Here is a 20,685-nt window from a genome sequence, read left to right as displayed (position 1 = left end):
GATTGATAACATCAATTTTTTAGAGGATATCCTCTTTTTTTTTGTTAATAATTTAACGGGAATCTTACTTTTGTAAATTTTCTTTTTCTTTTTTGTACATATAGGTTGGTAATATGTGCAGTGCGTGATAAAGTAGGGATGATATAGAATGGATTATCCATAATCTACTAAAACGAATCTTTAGTAGAGGAATTAAATTATTGGTGAGTAAGGGGAAAAAAGCAATTATGGATCAGGAAAAAAATAATGCGAATGGGAAAGCACATCGGCCGATTGTATACATAAAAAGAACAATCATTCTCGTCTTACTATTATCACTTGTATATTTCATGTATACAAAAATTGTTGCGCATAATAAGAAAGAAGAAACTTTAAAAGCGGCAGCAGAAATGAAGAAACAAGAAGAGTTAAAAAAGAAAGAAGAAAAAAAGAAACAAGAAGTACAGAAGCAAAAACAAAAAGAGCAGGAAGAACAAATGAAGCAAGCGCAAGCAGCGGAGAAACCTGCTGAAGGGCCACCTCAAGAAATTAATGAAAACGCTCAATTGGACCAGTATTTACAAAACGCAGGATTTAGCGGGACAGCTGTTATTGTGAAGAACGGAAAAGTTCTTCTGAATAAAGGGTATGGTATGGCAAATAAAGAGCAGCAAGTACCGAATAATTCAGAGACGACTTTTTATATTGGTTCTATTTCAAAGGCGTTTGTAGCAACTGCTATTATGCAATTGAAAGATCAAAATAAATTACAAGTAGAAGATACTGTTGCGAAGTATATTCCAGATTTTCCACAAGGTAATAATATTCAGCTAAAACATCTATTAACACATACATCAGGGATTCCCGAATATGAGCAGGGAAAAGAAGATATTTCTCATGAAGAACTGATAAAGCGGATAGGAAATCAAAAGCGTATTGGTGGTCCAGGAGAGAAGTGGAAGTATTCTGATTCGAACTACTCTATACTTGCTTATATTGCAGAGAAGGTAAGTGGGCAGTCACTCGAAGAATATATTAAACAACATATTTTTGCCACTGCCGGTATGAAACATTCTGGCTTTGGCACAGCGTTAGAACAAACAAGATTCCCATCAACGGGTTATAAAATAGTAAATAATAATATGACAACACCTAATATTCCAAGCATGTCACAACTATATGGTTGTGGTGATATATACACAAGTGCGCATGATTTATATTTATTTAACGAAGCACTATTCTCTGGAAAATTAATTTCAAAAGAGAGTTACGATCAAATGTTTACGGGTGGAAAAAAGGATTACGGGTTTGGATGGTACGTAGACCCAGGAAGCTATTCGAATCATGGTGTAATGCCAGGTTGGAATTGCTTAAACGGATTTAGTAAAAATGGTAGTGTATATGTTGTTTTATTATCTAACATTCAAAATAATATTAAATCATTTGGTAAAGTGAATAATGACATTTATTCGATATTGCGGAATATTGAAGTGTAAGAAACTATCCTGTTGGATAGTTTTTTTTATGCTCTGAAACAAATATTTCTTTTAGAAAATGTATGTCTTACCTATCACAAAAATATCCATTTTGTATACATTAAGATGTATGGATGTAAAATTTTATAATCTAAAAATAATAGGAGGAGAAGTGTATGTGTCTGTTCAGAAAATATTGGCATAAATTATCAAGATTGTTTAATAGACAATTAGATTATTTTTTAGATAATAAGTTATTGCCTGCTGTGGAAAGACTTTTATTTTCACAAAACTTCGCGAGATTTATTCAAAGAAACTCTAAGCAAGCTACGGAAGAAGTTATTGAATCAAGTAGATTTCAATCTATTATTTGTAACATTTTAAAAGAATGCAATACATCACCTTTTAAAGAAATTGCAAAGCAGTATTTAGGTAAAAACGTAGAAATTACGGTGACAGTTGGACAATTAACAGGTGTTATTGTAGCAGTTGGTGATGACTTCTTAACATTGCAAGAAGGAATAGGAACTGAAGTTTTATTACCATTTACAAGTATTATATCAATTAAAGAAGCGTAAGAAAGGAGAGTTATATATGTTATTTACTGATGAATTACGTAACCATGTTGGAGAACTAGTGCAAGTTGTGACAGCCGTAGAAATCATTGTAGGCGTTCTTTTATCTGTGACGGATGGGGCAGTAATTGTTCGTACTTCTCCTTCTTATGGACCACCAGAAGATGTAGTTGTGCGTATTCCTATTATTGCTTATGTTCGCTTGGAAGGGTAAGAGTGATACAAGTATGAGAGTGTCAGTTGTTATTCCAGTGCATAATGAAGCAAGTACTTTATCAAAAGTTTTAGTAGAGGTAAGAAAGCTCGAACCATATGAAGTTATCATAGTAGATAATGGATCGACAGATGGGACGAAGGAAATAGCATTACAGCATAATTGCCGTGTGATTTATTATAGATATTCTCTTGGTAATGATGTGGGACGGGCAATTGGTGCTAGAGAAGCAAAAGGCGAGATTGTTTTGTTTTTAGATGGTGATATCGTCATGAAAAGTGAAGAATTATACAATTTTATTAAAGGAATACGACAAGGACATGAGATTGTTTTAAATAATTTAACATGGTCCGTTTACTTGAAGATGAGACCGCATTATACGACGGTTGGAAAATATATGTTAAATCGTTATTTGAACAAGAAAGAGTTTGTTGTAGGATCTTTAATTGCAATACCACATGCGATAAGTCGTAAAGTGATTGAAAAACTGGGGTGGTGGAATTTAGCAGATCCAGCATTATTTCAAGCGATGGCGATGTCTAGAGGAGTAGATATTTCTGATATGGCTTCAGTTGATGTCATCTACACAAATAAAGTTCGTCCTGTGCATACTGGTACATCACCTGGCTCTCCTTATCCGAAAGCGACTAGTCGTATTATGGGTGATCATTTGCGAGCTTTACAATACGTAATCGAAACATATGGTAAACGCGGTGGTTTTTCAGAGGACAATAGAGATAGAGAGTTTGTAGGAAAGTATAAACCAGTTTTATTACAAAAGAATAAAGCGAAATATAGTGCCATTATCCCAGTATCAGAAGAGAAAATGACCATAAGGTCTGTTATAAAAGAAGTGAAAGAAGCAGGTGTAGATGAAATTATAGTTGTCGCGAATGGAGCAGATGTTGAGACTGTTAAACAGGCAAAGCTAGAGAATGTTATTGTTGTTGAATTTACGAAGGCGCTTGGACATAATGTAGCACGAGCAATAGGTGCCATGCATGCTACGGCAGATATTTGTTTATTCGTTGATAGTGATCTTGTTATTCCAGCAAAAAAACTCACTCTATTTTTACATGCTGTTGAAGATGGAAATGACGTGGTGTTAAATGATTTACAATGCTTATTAGATATGTTTCATCCAGCAGATCCAATTAGTATGGGAAAATACTTTGTGAATTTGATAGCGAAACGACCAGATTTATGGAATAACTCACTAACTGCTGTACCACATGCCATTCATAAGAAGGTAATAGAGAAAATAGGATATGATTCCCTTATCATTCCGCCATTAGCACAAGTGAAAGCTATTTTAGAAGGATTCTCTATTACAACAGTAGAGTTAGTAGATGTTATAAAAACAAATCGAGTACGTCCAGAGCAACACGAATTTGTAAATGGGCGTATTTCAGCGTTTGATCGTATTTTCGGTGATCAACTTGAAGCGGTTGCGTATTTATTACAATGTACGGACGAACGTGGTGGTTTTACAGATGGAGATAGAGATAGAGATGTAATTCAACAATTGAGAAGGGAAGAAGAGAATACAAATGAATAGTAGTAAAGTAGCTATTATTGGGCTAGGGTATGTTGGCCTTCCTTTAGCGGTACATTTTGCAGAAAGAGGGCATACAGTACTTGGATTAGATAAAGATATTAGAAAAATAGACTCAATTATAAAAGGAGAAAGTTATATTCCGGATGTTTCTTCTAAAGAGTTACAAAGTTTATTGACGAAAAAAAAATTAACAGTAAATACACCGGATCAAGGCATTGCTGATTTTCAAAATAGTGATTATGTTATTGTCACTGTCCCGACTCCAATTAATGAACAAAGAGAACCAGACTTAAGTGCCCTCATTTCAGCTTCGCATTATATACAACAAAACCTTCAAAAAGGACAAACCTTCATTTTTGAAAGCTCCACATATCCAGGCACACTTGAAGAAGTCATCCTACCTATTATTTCTCAAAATGGTAAAAAGGTAGGGGAAGATTTCTATATCGGATATTCCCCTGAGAGAATTGATCCAGCAAATAGTCAATATTCAGTTCAAGCTATTCCAAAAGTTATTAGTGGACAAACAGAAAAGTGTAAACAAAAGGTACAGGATTTATATAGTACCATTTTTGACGAAGTTGTACCTGTTAGCTCTCCGAAAGTAGCAGAGATGTGCAAGCTATTTGAAAATATTCAGCGCTTAGTTAACATTTCTTTAGTAAATGAACTAAACACACTATGTGAAAGTTTAGGCATTGATTTTTATGAGGCCATTGAAGCGGCATCTACAAAACCATTTGGGTTTACTCCGTATTGGCCAGGGCCAGGGATAGGGGGACACTGTATTCCCGTAGACCCTTTATATTTTCAATGGAGAATAAAAAAGAATGGAGCAATTAGTCAATTAATTGAGGCTGCACATATAATTAATGAAGAAATGCCAGAGAAAATGGTCCGGAAAGTAAAAAGTGTGGTGCAATTACCTGCAACGGTGTTAATTGTAGGGATTGCGTATAAAAAAGATGTAAATGATTTGAGAGAATCACCAGCGTTACCGATTATTCAATTATTAAGAAATCAAGGATACGAGATAGAATATCATGATCCTTATATTTCTTCCGCGGAAATTGGAGATAAGGTGTACCAATCTGTTTCTTTAGATGAAGAAAAAGTTAAAAAAGCGGATTGTATTTTAATTTTAACGGATCATTCTAATATTGATTGGAAGCTTTTTAAAGGAATAGACCGAGTAATAGATACACGCGGGATTGTAAAGAAGGTGAGTAAATGAGTAAGAAATGTTTAATTACAGGTGGAGCCGGATTTATCGGGTCACATTTAGCTGAAGAGTTGATGAGAAGAGGTTATGAGGTCACTGTTGTGGATAACTTTTATAAAGGTAAAAATAAGTACCATAAAGAGTTAATGAAAGAAATCCGTGTTATTCCAATAAGTGTTTTAGATAAAAATTCTATTTATGAATTAGTAGATCAGCATGATGTCGTGTTTCATTTAGCAGCAATTTTAGGTGTGAAAACAACAATGGAAAAAAGTATAGAGCTCATAGAAACGAATTTTGATGGGACGAGAAATATTTTACAAGCAGCGCTAAAAGGAAAGAAGAAAGTAGTTTTTGCTTCTACTTCAGAAGTATATGGTAAGGCCAAGCCGCCTTTCTCTGAAGAGGGAGATCGATTGTACGGGGCAACTTCTAAAATTCGTTGGAGTTATGCGGTTTGTAAAACGTTAGAAGAAACATTATGTTTAGGATACGCATTAGAAGGCTTACCGGTAACGATTGTTCGATATTTTAATATTTATGGTCCAAGAGCGAAAGATGGTCCGTATGCAGGAGTAATTCCGCGATTTATCCGTGCGGCACTGCAAGGAGAAGACATTCTCGTATATGGAGATGGAAAGCAGACACGTTGTTTTACGTATGTGAGTGATGCGGTAGAAGCAACAATTCGGGCAATGGATGAGAAGGTAAATGGTGAGATTATTAATATAGGTTCTGAGAATGAACAGAGTATAAAAGAAGTAGCAGAAGTAATTAAAAAATTAACGAATTCTTCTTCGAAGATTGTACAAGTGCCTTTTGAAGAAGTATATCCTCATGGTTTTGAAGAAATTCCAAATAGAAGACCAGATGTAACAAAATTAAAAGAGCTTGTTCAATTTCAGGCGAAAGTAACGTGGGAAAACGGATTGAAGGAAACAATTAAGTGGTTTCGTGAACAAAACAATGGCTAAGTCATTATCTGTTATTATTCCTGCATGTAATGAGGTCGATACGATTTCAGACGTTATTCAATCGGTAAGACCATTAAATCCAGTAGAAATCATTGTAGTAGCAAACGGTTGTAATGATGGAACAGAAGATGTTGCAGATCGTTTAGGGTGTAAAGTAATCAAGCATACAGAGCTACTAGGGAACGATGTTGGACGTGCAGTCGGCGCAAAACATGCGATAGGTGATGTATTACTATTTATAGATGGTGATTTTGCTATTCCAACTTCAAAATTAAAATTATTCCTTAATCCGATTTTATACGATCAGGCAGATGTAGTTTTAAATAATTTGGATGCATTATTTTTAAAAAGGCAAAAAACCACTTCTATTACAGTATGGCGCCAAATATTAAATGCAATGTTAGAGCGTGAAGAATTAAAAATGAATTCTTTATTAGATGTACCTCATGCGCTGACGAAAGAAGTCGTTCAAAGCATCGGATATGAATGTTTTGTTAATCCTATTGTGGCTCATTTACACCTAGTTCAAAGTAAATGGAGAATTAGTCGTCATTGTGCCATTGACGTTATTACGCCGAATAAATTTCGTCCATTCCAGCATGCTGCATATGGGCCAAATCTTTCCCAATCTGAAAAAAGAATGATAGGTGATCATATAGAAGCAGTAGCAGAACGGATATTAAGCAGTGATGAGCGCGGAGGATATTATGATGGAAATAGGAAAAGGGATAGTGTCTATCATACTTTAAGTTTTGAAGAGTTTTATCAAGGGTGGGGTGTTACATCTGATTTGTATAAAGGAAAGCAACTATCGGTTGTTATTCCCGTACAAGATGAAGAGAAAACAATTGGAAACGTTATAGAAGAGCTTCGCAAAATTGAACCCTTCGAAATTATCGTTGTCGTAAATGGTTCGTCAGATAAAACGAAAAAAATTGCAAAAGACAAAGGGGCAACGACAATTGTATATAAAGAAGCACTCGGAAATGATGTGGGGCGCTCACTTGGAACGTATTTTGCAAAAGGAGAAATTGTGTTATTTATAGATGGCGATTTTGTTATTCCAGCGAGTGAGCTGTATCCTTTTGCGAAAGCTATTGCAGATGGAACAGATGTTGCATTAAATGATCTAAATCATTATTTAGATTTAAGAGTACCGCTTCATCTTGTAACTGCATTTAAATATGCATTAAATTTAGCTTGTGATAGAAAAGATCTAGGCGTAGGCTCTCTTATCGCTGTACCGAATGCGTTTAGCCGTAAGTGTTTGAAAGAAATTGGGTATAGATCTTTACTGGCGCCGTGTGTAGCCCAAGTGAAAGCTATTCTTTCAGGATTTGAAGTTGCATGTGTAAGTCGTGTTGAGGTCGATAAGATGAACCGTATTCGTCCCAGTGAACATTTTGCTAAAATAGGTCATCCACCAGCTGTACTTCGAATTATAGGTGATCATATAGAAGGACTAGATCAAATAATTGCATTAACAGACAATCGTGGCGGATTCTATGATGGCAATAGAAAAAGAGATGTTTTATAGAAGTAACAAAAAAAGTGTACAACATGTGTACACTTTTTTGTTCTGTTATAAAAACTATAACAGATTAGGAGATAAGAGTATTACAGCTCTACAATGGGTATTGTTCTTATATTACAAAATAGGACTCGTATATAAGGATACCAAAAAAATACAATTAAGGAAAGGGTTAATTTTAAAGACTTTTAAATGAAGTTAACACTATATATATAGTAGTTTGCTCAATATTTCACAAACATGTCACAACTATTTCGTTCACTTTCGTAAAAAAGTAGTATTCTAAGTGTGTAAGCTGTTATATAAAAAATCTTAGTCCTGTACTAATCAAAAATGGAGGAGATTAGGATGACTCAAGTATTAGAAAATGTTAAAAACGCATGGGAAAACTTTAAAGGTGAAAAATGGAAAGCAGAGATTGATGTTCGCGATTTCATTTTAAATAATGTAAACGTTTTCGAAGGGGACGAATCTTTCTTAGCAGAAGCAACTGAAGCAACGAAACAACTTTGGGATCAAGTAATGGATTTAACAACGAAAGAACGTGAAAACGGTGGCGTTCTTGATATGGATACAAAAATTGTTTCTTCTATTACATCACATGACCCAGGATACTTAAATAAAGATATTGAAAAAGTAGTCGGTTTCCAAACTGATAAACCATTTAAACGTTCTTTACAACCATATGGTGGTATTCGTATGGCAGAACAAGCTTGTGAATCTTATGGATACGAAATGGATAAAGAACTTAGTCGTATTTTTAGAGAGTGGAGAAAAACTCATAACCAAGGTGTATTTGATGCATACACACCAGAAATGAGAAATGCACGTAAATCAGGTGTTATTACTGGTCTTCCAGATGCATACGGACGTGGACGTATTATCGGTGACTATCGCCGAGTAGCGTTATATGGTATTGATCATTTAATTGAAGCGAAAAAAGCTGATTTGAATTTAACTGGTGGTGTAATGAGCGAAGATACGATGCGTTTACGCGAAGAGTTATCTGAGCAAATGCGTGCACTTCAAGAGTTAAAAGAAATGGCTGCTTCTCATGGCTTCGATATTTCTAAGCCAGCAACAAATGCACAAGAAGCATTCCAATGGTTATACTTCGCATACCTTGCAGCGATTAAAGAGCAAAACGGGGCTGCAATGAGTCTTGGACGTACTTCTACATTCTTAGATATTTACATTGAAAGAGATTTAGCAAATGGTACTTTAACAGAAGAAGAAGTACAAGAAATTGTAGATCACTTCATTATGAAATTACGTCTTGTGAAATTCGCAAGAACACCTGATTATAATGAATTATTCTCTGGTGACCCAACTTGGGTAACTGAATCTATCGGTGGTATGGCATTAGATGGTCGTCCATTAGTAACAAAGAACTCATTCCGTTTCTTGCATACATTAGATAATTTAGGACCAGCTCCAGAACCAAACTTAACTGTTCTTTGGTCTAAACAATTACCAGAGAACTTTAAAAACTACTGTGCGAAAATGTCTATTAAAACATCAGCAATTCAATATGAAAATGATGACATTATGCGTCCTGAATACGGCGATGATTACGGTATTGCATGTTGCGTATCTGCAATGAGAATCGGTAAACAAATGCAGTTCTTCGGAGCTCGTGCAAACTTAGCGAAAGCATTATTATATGCGATTAACGGTGGTAAAGATGAAAAGTCAAAAGCACAAGTTGGTCCTGAGTACGCACCAATTACTTCTGAAGTATTAAATTATGAAGAAGTTATGCATAAGTTTGATATGACAATGGAATGGTTAGCGGGTCTATATTTAAACACATTAAATGTTATCCATTACATGCATGATAAATATAGCTATGAACGTATTGAAATGGCACTTCATGATACAAACGTTCTTCGTACAATGGCAACAGGTATCGCTGGTCTATCTGTAGTAGCAGATTCATTAAGTGCAATTAAATACGCAAAAGTAAAACCAATTCGTGATGAAAATGGTATTGCAGTTGACTTCGAGATTGAAGGAGATTTCCCTAAATACGGTAACAATGATGATCGTGTAGATGAGATTGCTGTAAATCTTGTAAAAACATTTATGAATAAACTTCGTAAACATAAAACATACAGAAATTCTGTTCATACAATGTCAATCTTAACAATCACATCTAACGTTGTATACGGTAAGAAAACTGGTAATACTCCAGATGGCCGCCGTACTGGAGAACCATTTGCACCAGGTGCGAACCCAATGCATGGACGTGATACAAAAGGTGCATTAGCTTCATTATTATCTGTGGCTAAATTACCATATGAAGATGCACAAGATGGTATTTCTAATACATTCTCTATTATTCCGAAAGCACTTGGTAAAGAAGATGATGTACAAGTACGTAACTTAGTATCAATGCTTGATGGCTATGCAGTAAAAGAAGGGCACCACTTAAATATTAACGTATTTAACCGTAAAACATTAATGGATGCAATGGAACATCCTGAGAAGTATCCACAATTAACAATTCGTGTATCTGGTTATGCTGTAAACTTTATTAAATTAACTCGTGAACAACAAATTGATGTAATTAACCGTACAATGCATGAAAGCATGTAAATGAAAAAAGTGTCCCTTCGCTCTTAATATATAGCGAAGGGAGGCTGTTTCAATAAAGGAGGAAGTAACATGGTAAAAGGAAGAATACATTCTGTAGAGTCTTGTGGTACTGTTGATGGCCCAGGGATTCGTTATGTCATATTTACACAAGGGTGTTTATTACGTTGTCAATATTGTCATAATGCTGATACGTGGGAAATCGGTAAAGGTAAAGAAATAACAGTTGAAGAAGTGATGCAGGATGTGACATGTTACCTTCCATTTATTGAAGCTTCTGGAGGCGGTATAACAGTTAGCGGTGGAGAGCCATTATTACAGCTAGACTTTTTAATTGAGTTGTTTAAAAAGTGTAAAGCGGCTGGTATCCATACCACAATCGACTCTTCTGGTGGTTGTTATTCTGAGGAACCAGAATTCCAAAATAAGCTAGATATTTTAATGGATTATACAGATTTAGTTTTATTGGATCTGAAACATATCGATTCCAAAAAGCATCGTAAATTAACAGGGAAACCAAATGAACATATTTTACAATTTGCTCGTTATTTATCGGATAAGAATAAACCAATTTGGGTACGACACGTATTAGTTCCTGGTGTTACGGATAATGAAGAGGATCTACAAAAACTATCTAGCTTTATTCAAAGTCTGTCTAATGTTCAAAAAGTTGAAGTGTTACCATATCATAAGCTTGGTGTATATAAATGGGAGGCGCTTGGACACAAGTATCCACTCGCAAATGTAGAACCACCTACTGAGAAAAATGTAGAACATGCTAAATATATTTTACAAGCGGTCTAATCCAAATATTGGATTAGGCTTTTTGCTTTCTTTACAATAAAATCTAGAGTATATATTGATAAAAGAGTATACTGAAAGTAGAATATCCATAATTTTGTACGGAATAAATGGAGAAATTTACATAATTGTAAAGGGAAATCAAAATAGTAAAAAGAATTAAGAAGTAAAAGAGTGAGTATCATGGAATAGAGAACATTTGTAAGTTATTGCGAAAGCTCTTATAGGAAAGTATAATGTAAAGATATGAGCACAGATAGGATTAAGGGGTCAATCTTATATGCTTTGCATATCCACGACAGGTACATAGCTGAAAGGGAATTATTAGAATCTGTTTATGTAATTTTTAAGGAAAATGTTTTTCCTATTGTCGTATATGCAATATGGAGAAACAAAAAGCTAGGAGTGGATTTGTTTGATAAAAAACCCCAAGGTTTTAATATTAACTGCACATTACGGTAATGGTCATGTGCAAGTAGCAAAAACATTAGAACAAACATTTCGCCAAAAAGGAATTGAAGATGTTATTGTATGCGACTTGTTTGGAGAATCACATCCATTTATAACTGACATTACAAAATATCTATATTTAAAAAGTTATACAATAGGAAAAGAATTATATCGTTTGTTTTATTACGGGGTAGAAAAAATTTATGATAAGAAAATAGCATCTTGGTATGCGAACTTTGGAAGAAAACGTTTGAAAACACTATTACAGGTGGAGAAACCAGATATTGTAATTAATACATTTCCAATTATCGCTGTACCAGAATTGAAGAAACAAACAGGTATTTCAATTCCTGTCTATAACGTATTAACGGATTTTTGCGTGCACAAAATATGGATTCATCGAGAAGTAGATCGTTATTTTGTTGCAACGGATCATGTGAAAGAATTGATGGTTGATATCGGTGTACCTGCGGAACAAATTGTTGAAACAGGAATTCCAATTCGGAGTAGTTTTGAGTTAAAGGTAAATCCGGAAATCATATATACTAAATATCAGTTATGTAAGAATAAAAAGATTTTACTAATTGTAGCAGGTGCTCATGGGGTATTAGGAAATGTAAAAGAACTATGCCAATCATTTATGTCAGTGCCTAATTTACAAATAGTTGTCGTTTGTGGGAAAAATGAAGCTTTAAAACAGGATTTATTAAGTTTACAGAAGCAAAATTCCGATGCATTAAAAGTGTTTGGGTATGTTGAAAATATTGATGAATTATTCCGTGTTACTTCTTGTATGATTACGAAGCCAGGCGGAATAACATTAAGTGAAGCAGCAGCGTTGCAAGTACCTGTCATTTTATATAAGCCTGTTCCAGGACAAGAAAATGAAAATGCGATGTACTTTGAAAGAAAGGGAGCAGCAGTTGTCATTCGCGATGATAGTGAGGTTTTTGCAAAAACAGAGGCATTATTACAAGATGATGTGAAGCTTCTTCAAATGAAAGAAGCAATGAAAAGCATCTATCTTCCAGAGCCAGCTGGTCATATTGTAGATGCAATTTTGGCAGAAAATCATGCAGAACCGCGTCATATACCTATTAAATCACCTGCTCTTGCACAATCTTTTACTTAATATGAAACCCTCTTTGTATATGTAAAGAGGGTTCTTTATTATTTTCAAAGAAAATTCAGCCAGTTATCCACAAAAGGATTACGCTTTCATTAAACAGTAAAGTCGGAATATTAACAACTATATCCACATTGTCCACAATTTTTAGAAAAATATCCACAATTAAAACAGCTGATATATGCTTTAATATAGAAAAATATTAAATGTTTTTGAAAATTACTAACAATTCTGTTGGTTTTGTGGATAAAGTTGTCCACAGCAAAAAAAGTCCCTTATGTATAAGGGGCTTTTTTGCTTACTTCTATCAGTCGAGAAAATTATGTAATGAAAATGAATAATTAGGGGGGAAACTTCTAATTATTCATTTTCACTTTAAATGCTTTTCGAGCGATATCCTGCTGCACGATCTGCTTTTTGAAATTCGCGTTGATAGAGAACTTCTTGTGTACTAGATAATGTGTTTTTTGCTTTATCACGTTTCTTTTTATCCATTACAAATCACCTCGTGTCTTAAAGTTACTATTTATCGTTTCCAAAGACATGAGGGGATATACGCATATGGAAAATGTTAACGATTGATTATCATTTCAGAAAATTTAGATTACGCTTCTTTTAATTGATGAGCATCTTGGAAGGTTGTATCTCGCATTGTAGCAAGTGTGTATTGATCTTTTGGAATTTCATATAAGTTATACACTTCTTCGTTTGCGTTAATTTCATCATATACGGCTTTTCTTGTTTCGTTTGCTAGATTCACATATTGCAGTTTTTCTGCAGCTTTAATAGAACGAATATTTATTTTACGAATACGCATGAAAATTGTTTCAATATCTAATTCATAGAAAAGTTCACTAAAAAATGAATCTTTTGCTAATTTGTTATAGCCTTTTCCATGATATGGTTTGCCAAGCCATGTCCCGAGAAATCCAGCTTTTTCTTGCACATCAAATAAAGTAATTGTTCCGATAGGGTTACCCCATTCATCTAAAATTGTGCGTGAAATTAATTCACCACGTTCTTCAGCTTCAATCGTTTGTTTTGTTAAGAATAAATATTCTTCATAAGAATAAGCCTTTTGACGCACAAAAGGGAAGACAGCTGGATCCACCATTAACTCGTATAGAACGTGGCTGTCGTGTAAGTCGCGTTTTTTCAACATACTAACTCCTCCTCACACGAGGGTAGCATGACGAAAAAACACCCCACCCTCGAAATTTTTATATCAATCTTTAAAAAATTTCGGGGTGGGAATCGAACCCACTAGAACCAGTTTCTAACGCTGGTGGCGCACCATTTGCCTTCCCCATTCATCAATTTGAAAATGATAATCACGACACAAATTGATTATGGTTTCATTCAGTTTATAATCGTATAATACTTTATCTAGTCAAAAAAATAAACTAGTTTTTTTTATTTTTTTTGTAAATTATTTTTCCATCAATCATAGTTAGTACAGGCTTGGCTAAATAATGGAAAGGATGATGAGTCCATAACACGAGATCGGCGTCTTTTCCAACCTCAATGCTTCCAATTCTATCCTCTAAACGCAAATTTCGCGCTGGGAATATGGTGATTCCTTCTAGTGCTGTTTTCTCGTCTAACCCTTCTCTTACTGCAACAGCGGCACAAATATTTAAATATTGAATGGGTGTATAAGGATGATCTGTTGTTATAGAAACTTCCACACCATTTTTAGATAATATATGGTAAGTATCCCATGTCTTGTTTTTTAGTTCGATTTTAGAACGACGTGTCAGAGTGGGACCAACTGAAACCTTCAAATTGTGTTTCGAAAGCTCTTCAACAAGAAAGTGTCCTTCTGTACAATGTTCAATACGTAGATCGAGGTTGAATTCCGTTGCAAAGCGTAGCGCAGAACTAATATCATCTGCTCGGTGAGCGTGGATACGTACGGGTATTTCACGACGTAATGCTTTTAAAATAGGAAGCATTCTAAAATCAGCTTCGTGCCCGTAGTGTTGTGCTTCATAGAATGATTCCCGAAGTAACCCCATAATCCCCATACGTGTAATGGATTCTTTTGTTCCATTACTATGGACTTTTTTAGGATTTTCTCCAAAGGCAATCTTTAAACCAGCAGGTTCTTGAATAATCATATGATCAATACAAGTTCCAGCTGTTTTTATTACACAAGTAGTACCCCCGATAATATTTTGACTGCCAGGCATAACGTGAACGGTTGTAATTCCGTTTTGTACAGCGTCTTGAAAGGCAATATCGAAAGGATGGATTCCATCTAAAGAACGAATATGTGGTGTTGAAACTTCAGATGTTTCATTGGCATCATTTCCAGCCCAACCAGTACCTTCATCATAGAGACCAAGGTGAGTATGGACATCAATAAAGCCAGGTAAGAGATGGAGTGCTCGTGCATCTATAACGGTCATATCTTGAGTAGGTTGAATAAAAGGTTTGACCTCGGTAATTCGCTCTCCTGTAACGAGTACATCTCCTTGAAACTTTTGAGATGTAATAGGGTATACAATGGCTTGTTTGAGCAATATTTTCATAGGTACCTCATTTCTGTTACTTTATAATGCTAATGGAAGTTAAGGGAAAGTAACTGAAAGGTTATTTGTATGGTAATGCTTAGGATCCTAGAAAATGAAAGTTTTGAAAGAGCCCATGTAAAATTGTGTTTTAGAAGTACTACATTGTATGCGAAAGTATATTTTGTAATGCATGGTCTATTGCCGGAAATGTGTATTGGTATCCATGTTCAATTGCCTTAATGGGTAATACACGTTGCCCTTCTAGTACAAGTATGCTCATTTCACCCAGTAAAGTTTGAATGATAAATGAAGGTACAGGCAACCAATGAGGTTTTTTCATTATAGTTGCAATGTTTTCTCCAAATTCCTTCATTCTTATGGGTGTTGGTGCTGTCATATTAAGAGGACCATCAATTTCTTTTTTGTGTATGATGAAATCCATCATACGAACGACATCGTCTATATGAATCCATGATAACCATTGCTTCCCAGAACCAATGGTGCCGCCGATATAGAATTGATAGGGAAGTAGCATTTTGGGAAGAGCTCCTCCATTTGCACCTAATACAACTCCAAATCTTGCGTAGATTGTTCGTATTCCGAGAGAACGTGCTTTAGATGCTTCTTGTTCCCATGAATATACTGTATTTGCTAAAAAGTCATTTCCAGGAGTCTCATGCTGTTCTGTAAAAGACTCTATTTCAGACGTTCCATAGTATCCAATAGCACTTGCGTTAATAAATGTGTGTGGTTTTGTATGGAGTGTCTGCAATTGTTTAATGATTCCTTTTGTTGTTTGAATTCTACTGTTTAAAATGACTTTCTTTTGTTGCTTTGTCCATCTACTATTAATAGACTCTCCGGCTAGATTAATAACTATATCAATAGAAGAGAGGGGGAAGGTTTGTAAATCTGGTGTCCATTGAACATACTGAAGGTTAGGATCGGAAGTTTCAGTAGTTTTTTTTCGTGTGAGAATGTAAACAGTATATCCTTTTTGAATAAAAAAAGTAGAAAGGGATTTACCGATAAAGCCTGTACCACCAGAAATTGCGATTTTCACAAGTATTTCCTCCTCATTATATATATTCTTGAAAAGAAAAAATGTTCCTCGACTATGTTAAAATAATAGAGAGGTGAGAGTATGGCTGTCATTACAAAAATAGAAGTACAAAAACGATCGAAAGAACGATTTAATATTTATATTGATAAAGGTCAAGGCGAAGAGTACGGATTTAGTGTGGATCAAGTAATCTTAATAAAACATGGATTACAAAAAGGCTTAGAAATTGATGAAATCGAGTTAGGAAATATTTTGTACAATGAAGAAGTACAAAAAGCATATTTACAAGCAATCTCCTATTTATCCTATCAAATGAGAACAAAACAAGAAATAGAAGATTTTTTACGAAAAAAAGAAGTAGGACAGGCCATCATCTCTGAAGTCGTTTCGAAATTATTACATGACCGATATATTAATGATAAAGAGTATGCTGTTTTATATACGCGAACGCAAAGTAATGTGAATCGAAAAGGTCCAACTGTTATTAAAAGAGAGTTATTAAATAAAGGTGTTCAGGATTTAATTATTACACATAGTTTACAAGAATATCCGAAGGAAAAGCAAATTGAGAATGCCTTGTTTCTCATAGAGAAGAAGAAAAAATCTTATCAAAAACATTCTTTTTTACAAATGAAACTAAAGTTAGATGAGATGCTTGTTCGAAAAGGATATTCTAGAGAAGTAATTCAAATTTGTTTGGAAGAATTGAAAGACGAAAAAGATGACGAAAAGCAACAAGAAGCGTTACACTATCATGGGAATAAATATTATGAGAAATATAAGAAGCATGATGGATGGACATTTGAAAACAAGATGAAACAAGCGTTATATCGAAAAGGATTCTCTATTGATGAAATCGAGATATTTTTGCAAATGAAACGCGAAGAGGAATGAGGAGAATAAGATGAATATGCCAAAACGCTACAGTGAAATGACACCGCATGAGCTAAGGGAAGAAATTGGCGCTTTGAAGGAGCAAGCAGTAAAAGCTGAGCAGCTTGGGATTGTCAATGAATTTGATGTATTAATGAGAAAAATGGCAATGGCTCGTGCTTATATGACGGATGTAAACAAATTCCGTATTGGTGAAACATATGAATTAGTAGAAGAACCTGGTGTATTATTTAAAATTACGTATTTCAATGGGGTATTTGCTTGGGGATATAAGCAAAATGATAATGAAGAGATTGGCATACCAATTTCCTTATTGCAAGAAAAATAAAAACCAGAGAGCATATATCTCTCTGGTTTTCATCTTTGGTAGGCGTTAAAGGAGATAGGAGATTCTAAAATTGGCGTTTTTTACATTCATTTGCCAATATAATGAGAGACTGGGTTTGTTGCGTCTGTCCGTTAACTTGTGCTTTCGCATGTTTTGGACGAGTCCACGTATGGTTAAATAATTCAGAACGACTATCTAAGCGATCACGGTAGCTCATCTTTATCACCTCGTGTAGGAAGTTAATTTAATTTGTACTATTCTTCCTGCTGATTTGCAGCACGCATACGTTCTTGTGGGTGCGTGTTAATTGTGCCGTTAGGTCGTTTCGAAGCGAAGCGTGATTTCGCTTTCGGTTGACCGTCGATTTTGCTGTTGTTTTTTGACTCAGACCAAAATTCGGCTTGTTTACCCATTGCGAACGCCCTCCTCATTATCGGTTGATACCTCTTTAAGAAGTATCAATTATAGAATGTGCAAAATTGAAGAAACTATCCTTTAGAAATGAAGGGATAAATAGGTAAAAGGAGATTATAATATGAATGATATTTATGAAACATTAACGAAAGAATTATTAGACAAGAATGACAAGCTTTCTTACGCACAAGCTCGTGCGTGGGTTGAGTTACTATGGGAAGATTTTCAAACAACTTATGCAAAATCAGGTCGTTATCAAGGCGATGAAATGACGGAACAAGTGGTACGATCATGGATTAATAATCATGGTGTACGCCTTCATGAAATGCGGACAAATAATCCGAAGTATAGTCATTTAATTAATCAAGAAGATCATTTGAAACATTAAAAAAAGCGACTTAAGTCGCTTTTTTTAATGTGGAAGTAATTCCAGTTTTTTTCGAAGCTTTTCTTCACTAAAGATCCATCCTGTATAGGAACTAATAATATTTAAATTGTGGTCGAGCTGAACGATTGCAACAAATGGATAATAATCTTTACTTCGATATCGTAAATCAATGAATCGTACTTCATAATAATGGTCATGATCAAAAATATCCCAGCGATATACAGGAGAGAAAGATAGGAAGGCTGAGATGTTTTCATCTTGTTTAGCTGCTCGCATAATATTATTGTCTGGGAACGGTATCCGATCGAACTTATCATATATCATGATGTTACCACGGTGCCATCTCGCAACGTAGTAATAATCAGCCGTAACGACTGCTAAATGGTAATGATAAAATCGGTAAGAAGGAGAAATGATAATCTTTTCGACATTTTTGAAACGTTTGTGTACAACGCTTCTTATATTTCTGTGCATCATAATCCGTCCGATATAGTAAACAATCATTAATATATATGCCGCTAAAGCTGTATATCCCTTATGAGAACCGACGAGCATGCAAGCAATTGCAAGTATATGGATAAAGAAAATTACGGTATCGAATGTATTAATTATGCCAAGTGCGACCCATTTTTTTGTGAAAGGTCGTAATGCTTGTGTACCATAGGCGTTGAAAATATCTACAAAGACGTGAAGAAAGACGGCAATAAATGACCAAAGTAGTAGATGAAGATATGGAGCTTCTGAAAAGAAGGCGAAAGAGATGCCACTTATAAGGAATGACCAAAGAATTACCGCAGGAATAGAATGAGTAATCCCACGATGATTTCTTATATATTTAGCGTTATTACGCAATTTTAAAACTGTGTCAATGTCAGGAATGTTGGAACCAGCAATTGTAGCAAGCATAACAGCTTGGGGGCCAATATCACTTTGTGCTATGGCTGGATCTAATGTTGCTAAGCTACCTAAAGTGATACCCATAACAAGGTGAGTGGCTGTGTCCATAGAAATCCACCTCCGTTTTTTATTAATGTAACTCTTTTTATTCGATACCTCAAGTCCTTTGCCTTCTATTTCCTATGTCATCTTACTTAAATTTTTTCCTAAAATCTTTATAATAGTACTTATATGCAAAAAAATGAGGGGGATCAAGTTTGACACTTGAAATACTAAACAATTTTAATATAGAGCAGTTTCAAAATGATTTAATTGGTTGGTTTGAAGAAGAACAGCGCGACTTACCGTGGAGAAAGAATAAAGATCCATACCGCGTTTGGGTTTCTGAAATTATGTTGCAGCAAACAAGAGTAGAAGCTGTAAAACCATATTACGCAAATTTTATGGGGAAGTTTCCTACACTTGAAGCGTTAGCGAACGCTGATGATGAAGAAGTATTAAAAGCATGGGAAGGTTTAGGATATTATTCTAGAGCACGTAATTTACATGCGGCAGTAAAAGAGGTAAAAGAAGTATACGGCGGGGTTGTACCAAGTGATGTAAAGAAAATTGAAAAGTTAAAAGGAGTAGGACCATATACAAAAGGTGCTATTTTAAGTATCGCATATGGTATACCAGAGCCGGCAGTTGATGGAAATGTTATGCGTGTATTATCTCGTATTTTATCAGTATGGGATGATATTGCAAAACCAAAGACTCGAAAAGTTTTTGAAGAGATTGTGCGTGAAATTATTTCAGTAGAAAACCCATCTTATTTTAATCAAGGATTGATGGAATTAGGTGCATTGATTTGTATTCCTAAAAATCCATCGTGCTTACTTTGTCCTGTGCGTGAGCATTGCAGAGGATATGCTGAAGGTGTTCAAAAAGAATTACCAGTAAAAAGTAAAGCGAAAGCTCCTAAAATGGTACCTATTGTTGCAGGCGTACTTCAAACTGAAGACGGTCGTTACGTTATTAATAAACGTCCAAGTACAGGTTTGTTAGCTAACATGTGGGAGTTTCCTAATGCTGAACTTGGAGAAGGTATTCGAAATCAGAAGGAACAGCTTATAGATTATATGAAAGAAAAATTTGAGCTCGAGGTTTCTATTGATGAATACGCAATGAATGTACAACATACGTTTACACATCGTACTTGGGATATATTTGTATTTTACGGAAAAGTAACCGGTAATATTGTTGATACAGATACATTAAAATTTGTATCGAAAGAGGTATTTGAGCAATTACCTTTCTCAAAATCACACCGTACTATTTATGAAAATTGTGTGGAGAAAATTACAATGCAATAAATAAAAAAGTGTTCCCAATCTAGGGAACACTTTTTTAATCGTAAGAAATTTTTGTCCCATGAGTCCAACTAGCTTCACCTTCTTGTAAGCCGCCTCTTGATTCGATTTCTACTACAATTTCTTTGTAAATACTTTGCCCTTCTACATTTAAATAAGGCAGAACCTGTTGTAGTGAGTGATGAAAATAAGCTAATTCATCTTCTTTCCATTCATTTTTTGAAATCATCGTTAGTTCAGTCATATCGCGTCCTATATACATATTTCCACCTCCATTTCTTATAGTTTGAATAAGTAACAAAAGATATATGCGGAAATTATTCAAAAGAAAAT

Annotated in this window: 23 protein-coding genes; 15 read left to right on the top strand and 8 right to left on the bottom strand. The window is 34.9% G+C overall.

What is annotated here, in order from left to right:
- The first annotated feature begins 227 nt into the window (after positions 1 to 227).
- From ACTFRU_RS24200 to ACTFRU_RS24150, 11 genes are all read left to right on the top strand, one after another.
- Positions 228 to 1,475 (top strand): serine hydrolase domain-containing protein, encoded by a 1,248-nt coding sequence (locus tag ACTFRU_RS24200; protein ID WP_033691709.1) that lies wholly within the window; start codon positions 228 to 230, stop codon positions 1,473 to 1,475.
- Between the two features lie 155 nt (positions 1,476 to 1,630).
- Entirely contained in the window at positions 1,631 to 2,032 is a 402-nt protein-coding gene (locus tag ACTFRU_RS24195; RefSeq protein WP_000335531.1) for a hypothetical protein, read from the top strand.
- A 16-nt stretch (positions 2,033 to 2,048) separates the two neighbouring features.
- Positions 2,049 to 2,243, top strand: a complete 195-nt coding sequence (locus ACTFRU_RS24190) for a hypothetical protein (RefSeq protein ID WP_000899470.1) — start codon at positions 2,049 to 2,051, stop codon at positions 2,241 to 2,243.
- A 13-nt stretch (positions 2,244 to 2,256) separates the two neighbouring features.
- Entirely contained in the window at positions 2,257 to 3,801 is a 1,545-nt protein-coding gene (locus ACTFRU_RS24185; RefSeq protein ID WP_001266468.1) for a glycosyltransferase family 2 protein, read from the top strand.
- Positions 3,794 to 5,035 carry a nucleotide sugar dehydrogenase gene (locus tag ACTFRU_RS24180; protein WP_001088924.1) on the top strand — a complete coding sequence of 414 codons (1,242 nt, stop codon included), beginning with the start codon at positions 3,794 to 3,796 and terminating at the stop codon, positions 5,033 to 5,035. The genes ACTFRU_RS24185 and ACTFRU_RS24180 overlap by 8 nt, the downstream gene beginning before the upstream one ends.
- Positions 5,032 to 5,997 carry an NAD-dependent epimerase/dehydratase family protein gene (locus tag ACTFRU_RS24175; protein ID WP_000037018.1) on the top strand — a complete coding sequence of 322 codons (966 nt, stop codon included), beginning with the start codon at positions 5,032 to 5,034 and terminating at the stop codon, positions 5,995 to 5,997. The genes ACTFRU_RS24180 and ACTFRU_RS24175 overlap by 4 nt, the downstream gene beginning before the upstream one ends.
- The gene (locus tag ACTFRU_RS24170) at positions 5,990 to 7,534 is read left to right on the top strand and encodes a glycosyltransferase family 2 protein (protein WP_006916162.1); all 1,545 of its coding nucleotides are present in this window, start codon (positions 5,990 to 5,992) and stop codon (positions 7,532 to 7,534) included. The genes ACTFRU_RS24175 and ACTFRU_RS24170 overlap by 8 nt, the downstream gene beginning before the upstream one ends.
- The gene (locus tag ACTFRU_RS24165) at positions 7,503 to 7,724 is read left to right on the top strand and encodes a hypothetical protein (RefSeq protein WP_002094217.1); all 222 of its coding nucleotides are present in this window, start codon (positions 7,503 to 7,505) and stop codon (positions 7,722 to 7,724) included. The genes ACTFRU_RS24170 and ACTFRU_RS24165 overlap by 32 nt, the downstream gene beginning before the upstream one ends.
- A 152-nt stretch (positions 7,725 to 7,876) precedes the next feature.
- Entirely contained in the window at positions 7,877 to 10,126 is a 2,250-nt protein-coding gene (gene pflB, locus ACTFRU_RS24160) for a formate C-acetyltransferase (protein WP_440037936.1), read from the top strand.
- Between the two features lie 69 nt (positions 10,127 to 10,195).
- The gene (gene pflA, locus ACTFRU_RS24155) at positions 10,196 to 10,927 is read left to right on the top strand and encodes a pyruvate formate-lyase-activating protein (protein WP_000238458.1); all 732 of its coding nucleotides are present in this window, start codon (positions 10,196 to 10,198) and stop codon (positions 10,925 to 10,927) included.
- Between the two features lie 412 nt (positions 10,928 to 11,339).
- On the top strand, positions 11,340 to 12,506 hold the full coding sequence (locus ACTFRU_RS24150) for a diglucosyl diacylglycerol synthase (RefSeq protein ID WP_000594690.1): 1,167 nt from the start codon (positions 11,340 to 11,342) through the stop codon (positions 12,504 to 12,506).
- A 369-nt stretch (positions 12,507 to 12,875) separates the two neighbouring features.
- On the opposite strand, the gene ACTFRU_RS24145 is transcribed toward ACTFRU_RS24150, so the two are convergent.
- From ACTFRU_RS24145 to ACTFRU_RS24130, 4 genes are all read right to left on the bottom strand, one after another.
- Positions 12,876 to 12,995 carry a YfhE family protein gene (locus ACTFRU_RS24145; protein WP_000358482.1) on the bottom strand — a complete coding sequence of 40 codons (120 nt, stop codon included), beginning with the start codon at positions 12,993 to 12,995 and terminating at the stop codon, positions 12,876 to 12,878.
- Between the two features lie 109 nt (positions 12,996 to 13,104).
- A complete protein-coding gene (locus ACTFRU_RS24140) occupies positions 13,105 to 13,662 on the bottom strand; it encodes a GNAT family N-acetyltransferase (RefSeq protein ID WP_000914737.1) in 558 nt (185 codons plus the stop codon).
- A 241-nt stretch (positions 13,663 to 13,903) separates the two neighbouring features.
- Positions 13,904 to 15,034, bottom strand: a complete 1,131-nt coding sequence (locus ACTFRU_RS24135) for an amidohydrolase (RefSeq protein WP_000698317.1) — start codon at positions 15,032 to 15,034, stop codon at positions 13,904 to 13,906.
- Between the two features lie 139 nt (positions 15,035 to 15,173).
- Positions 15,174 to 16,079, bottom strand: a complete 906-nt coding sequence (locus ACTFRU_RS24130; protein ID WP_000684379.1) for a TIGR01777 family oxidoreductase — start codon at positions 16,077 to 16,079, stop codon at positions 15,174 to 15,176.
- 81 nt (positions 16,080 to 16,160) lie between these two features.
- Between ACTFRU_RS24130 and recX the strand changes: the two genes are divergently transcribed.
- Positions 16,161 to 16,973, top strand: a complete 813-nt coding sequence (gene recX, locus ACTFRU_RS24125) for a recombination regulator RecX (protein ID WP_000268502.1) — start codon at positions 16,161 to 16,163, stop codon at positions 16,971 to 16,973.
- A 10-nt stretch (positions 16,974 to 16,983) separates the two neighbouring features.
- On the top strand, positions 16,984 to 17,301 hold the full coding sequence (locus tag ACTFRU_RS24120; RefSeq protein ID WP_001057025.1) for a YfhH family protein: 318 nt from the start codon (positions 16,984 to 16,986) through the stop codon (positions 17,299 to 17,301).
- 64 nt (positions 17,302 to 17,365) lie between these two features.
- Here the strand turns inward: ACTFRU_RS24120 and ACTFRU_RS24115 are convergent, their stop codons facing one another.
- Positions 17,366 to 17,518 carry a YpzG family protein gene (locus ACTFRU_RS24115; RefSeq protein WP_000122093.1) on the bottom strand — a complete coding sequence of 51 codons (153 nt, stop codon included), beginning with the start codon at positions 17,516 to 17,518 and terminating at the stop codon, positions 17,366 to 17,368.
- A gap of 37 nt (positions 17,519 to 17,555) precedes the next feature.
- Complete coding sequence (locus ACTFRU_RS24110) at positions 17,556 to 17,714, bottom strand: small, acid-soluble spore protein K (protein WP_000517891.1); 159 nt, start codon at positions 17,712 to 17,714, stop codon at positions 17,556 to 17,558.
- A 122-nt stretch (positions 17,715 to 17,836) separates the two neighbouring features.
- Between ACTFRU_RS24110 and ACTFRU_RS24105 the strand changes: the two genes are divergently transcribed.
- A complete protein-coding gene (locus ACTFRU_RS24105) occupies positions 17,837 to 18,103 on the top strand; it encodes a YfhJ family protein (protein WP_000998166.1) in 267 nt (88 codons plus the stop codon).
- 24 nt (positions 18,104 to 18,127) lie between these two features.
- Here the strand turns inward: ACTFRU_RS24105 and ACTFRU_RS24100 are convergent, their stop codons facing one another.
- Positions 18,128 to 19,108, bottom strand: coding sequence for a metal-dependent hydrolase (locus tag ACTFRU_RS24100; protein WP_000379109.1), 981 nt, complete (start codon positions 19,106 to 19,108; stop codon positions 18,128 to 18,130).
- 149 nt (positions 19,109 to 19,257) lie between these two features.
- Here ACTFRU_RS24100 and mutY point away from each other — a divergent pair, with 149 nt between their 5' ends.
- On the top strand, positions 19,258 to 20,355 hold the full coding sequence (gene mutY, locus ACTFRU_RS24095) for an A/G-specific adenine glycosylase (RefSeq protein ID WP_000171397.1): 1,098 nt from the start codon (positions 19,258 to 19,260) through the stop codon (positions 20,353 to 20,355).
- A 34-nt stretch (positions 20,356 to 20,389) separates the two neighbouring features.
- On the opposite strand, the gene ACTFRU_RS24090 is transcribed toward mutY, so the two are convergent.
- Entirely contained in the window at positions 20,390 to 20,614 is a 225-nt protein-coding gene (locus ACTFRU_RS24090) for a hypothetical protein (RefSeq protein WP_000275436.1), read from the bottom strand.
- Positions 20,615 to 20,685 lie beyond the last annotated feature (71 nt).

It is taken from the genome of Bacillus cereus group sp. MYBK220-1 (genome assembly GCF_051916445.1).
Classification (GTDB): Bacteria; Bacillota; Bacilli; order Bacillales; family Bacillaceae_G; genus Bacillus_A; species Bacillus_A cereus.
The sequence above is the reverse complement of the archived record's forward strand: the minus strand, read 5'-3'. Positions and strand labels throughout refer to the sequence as shown.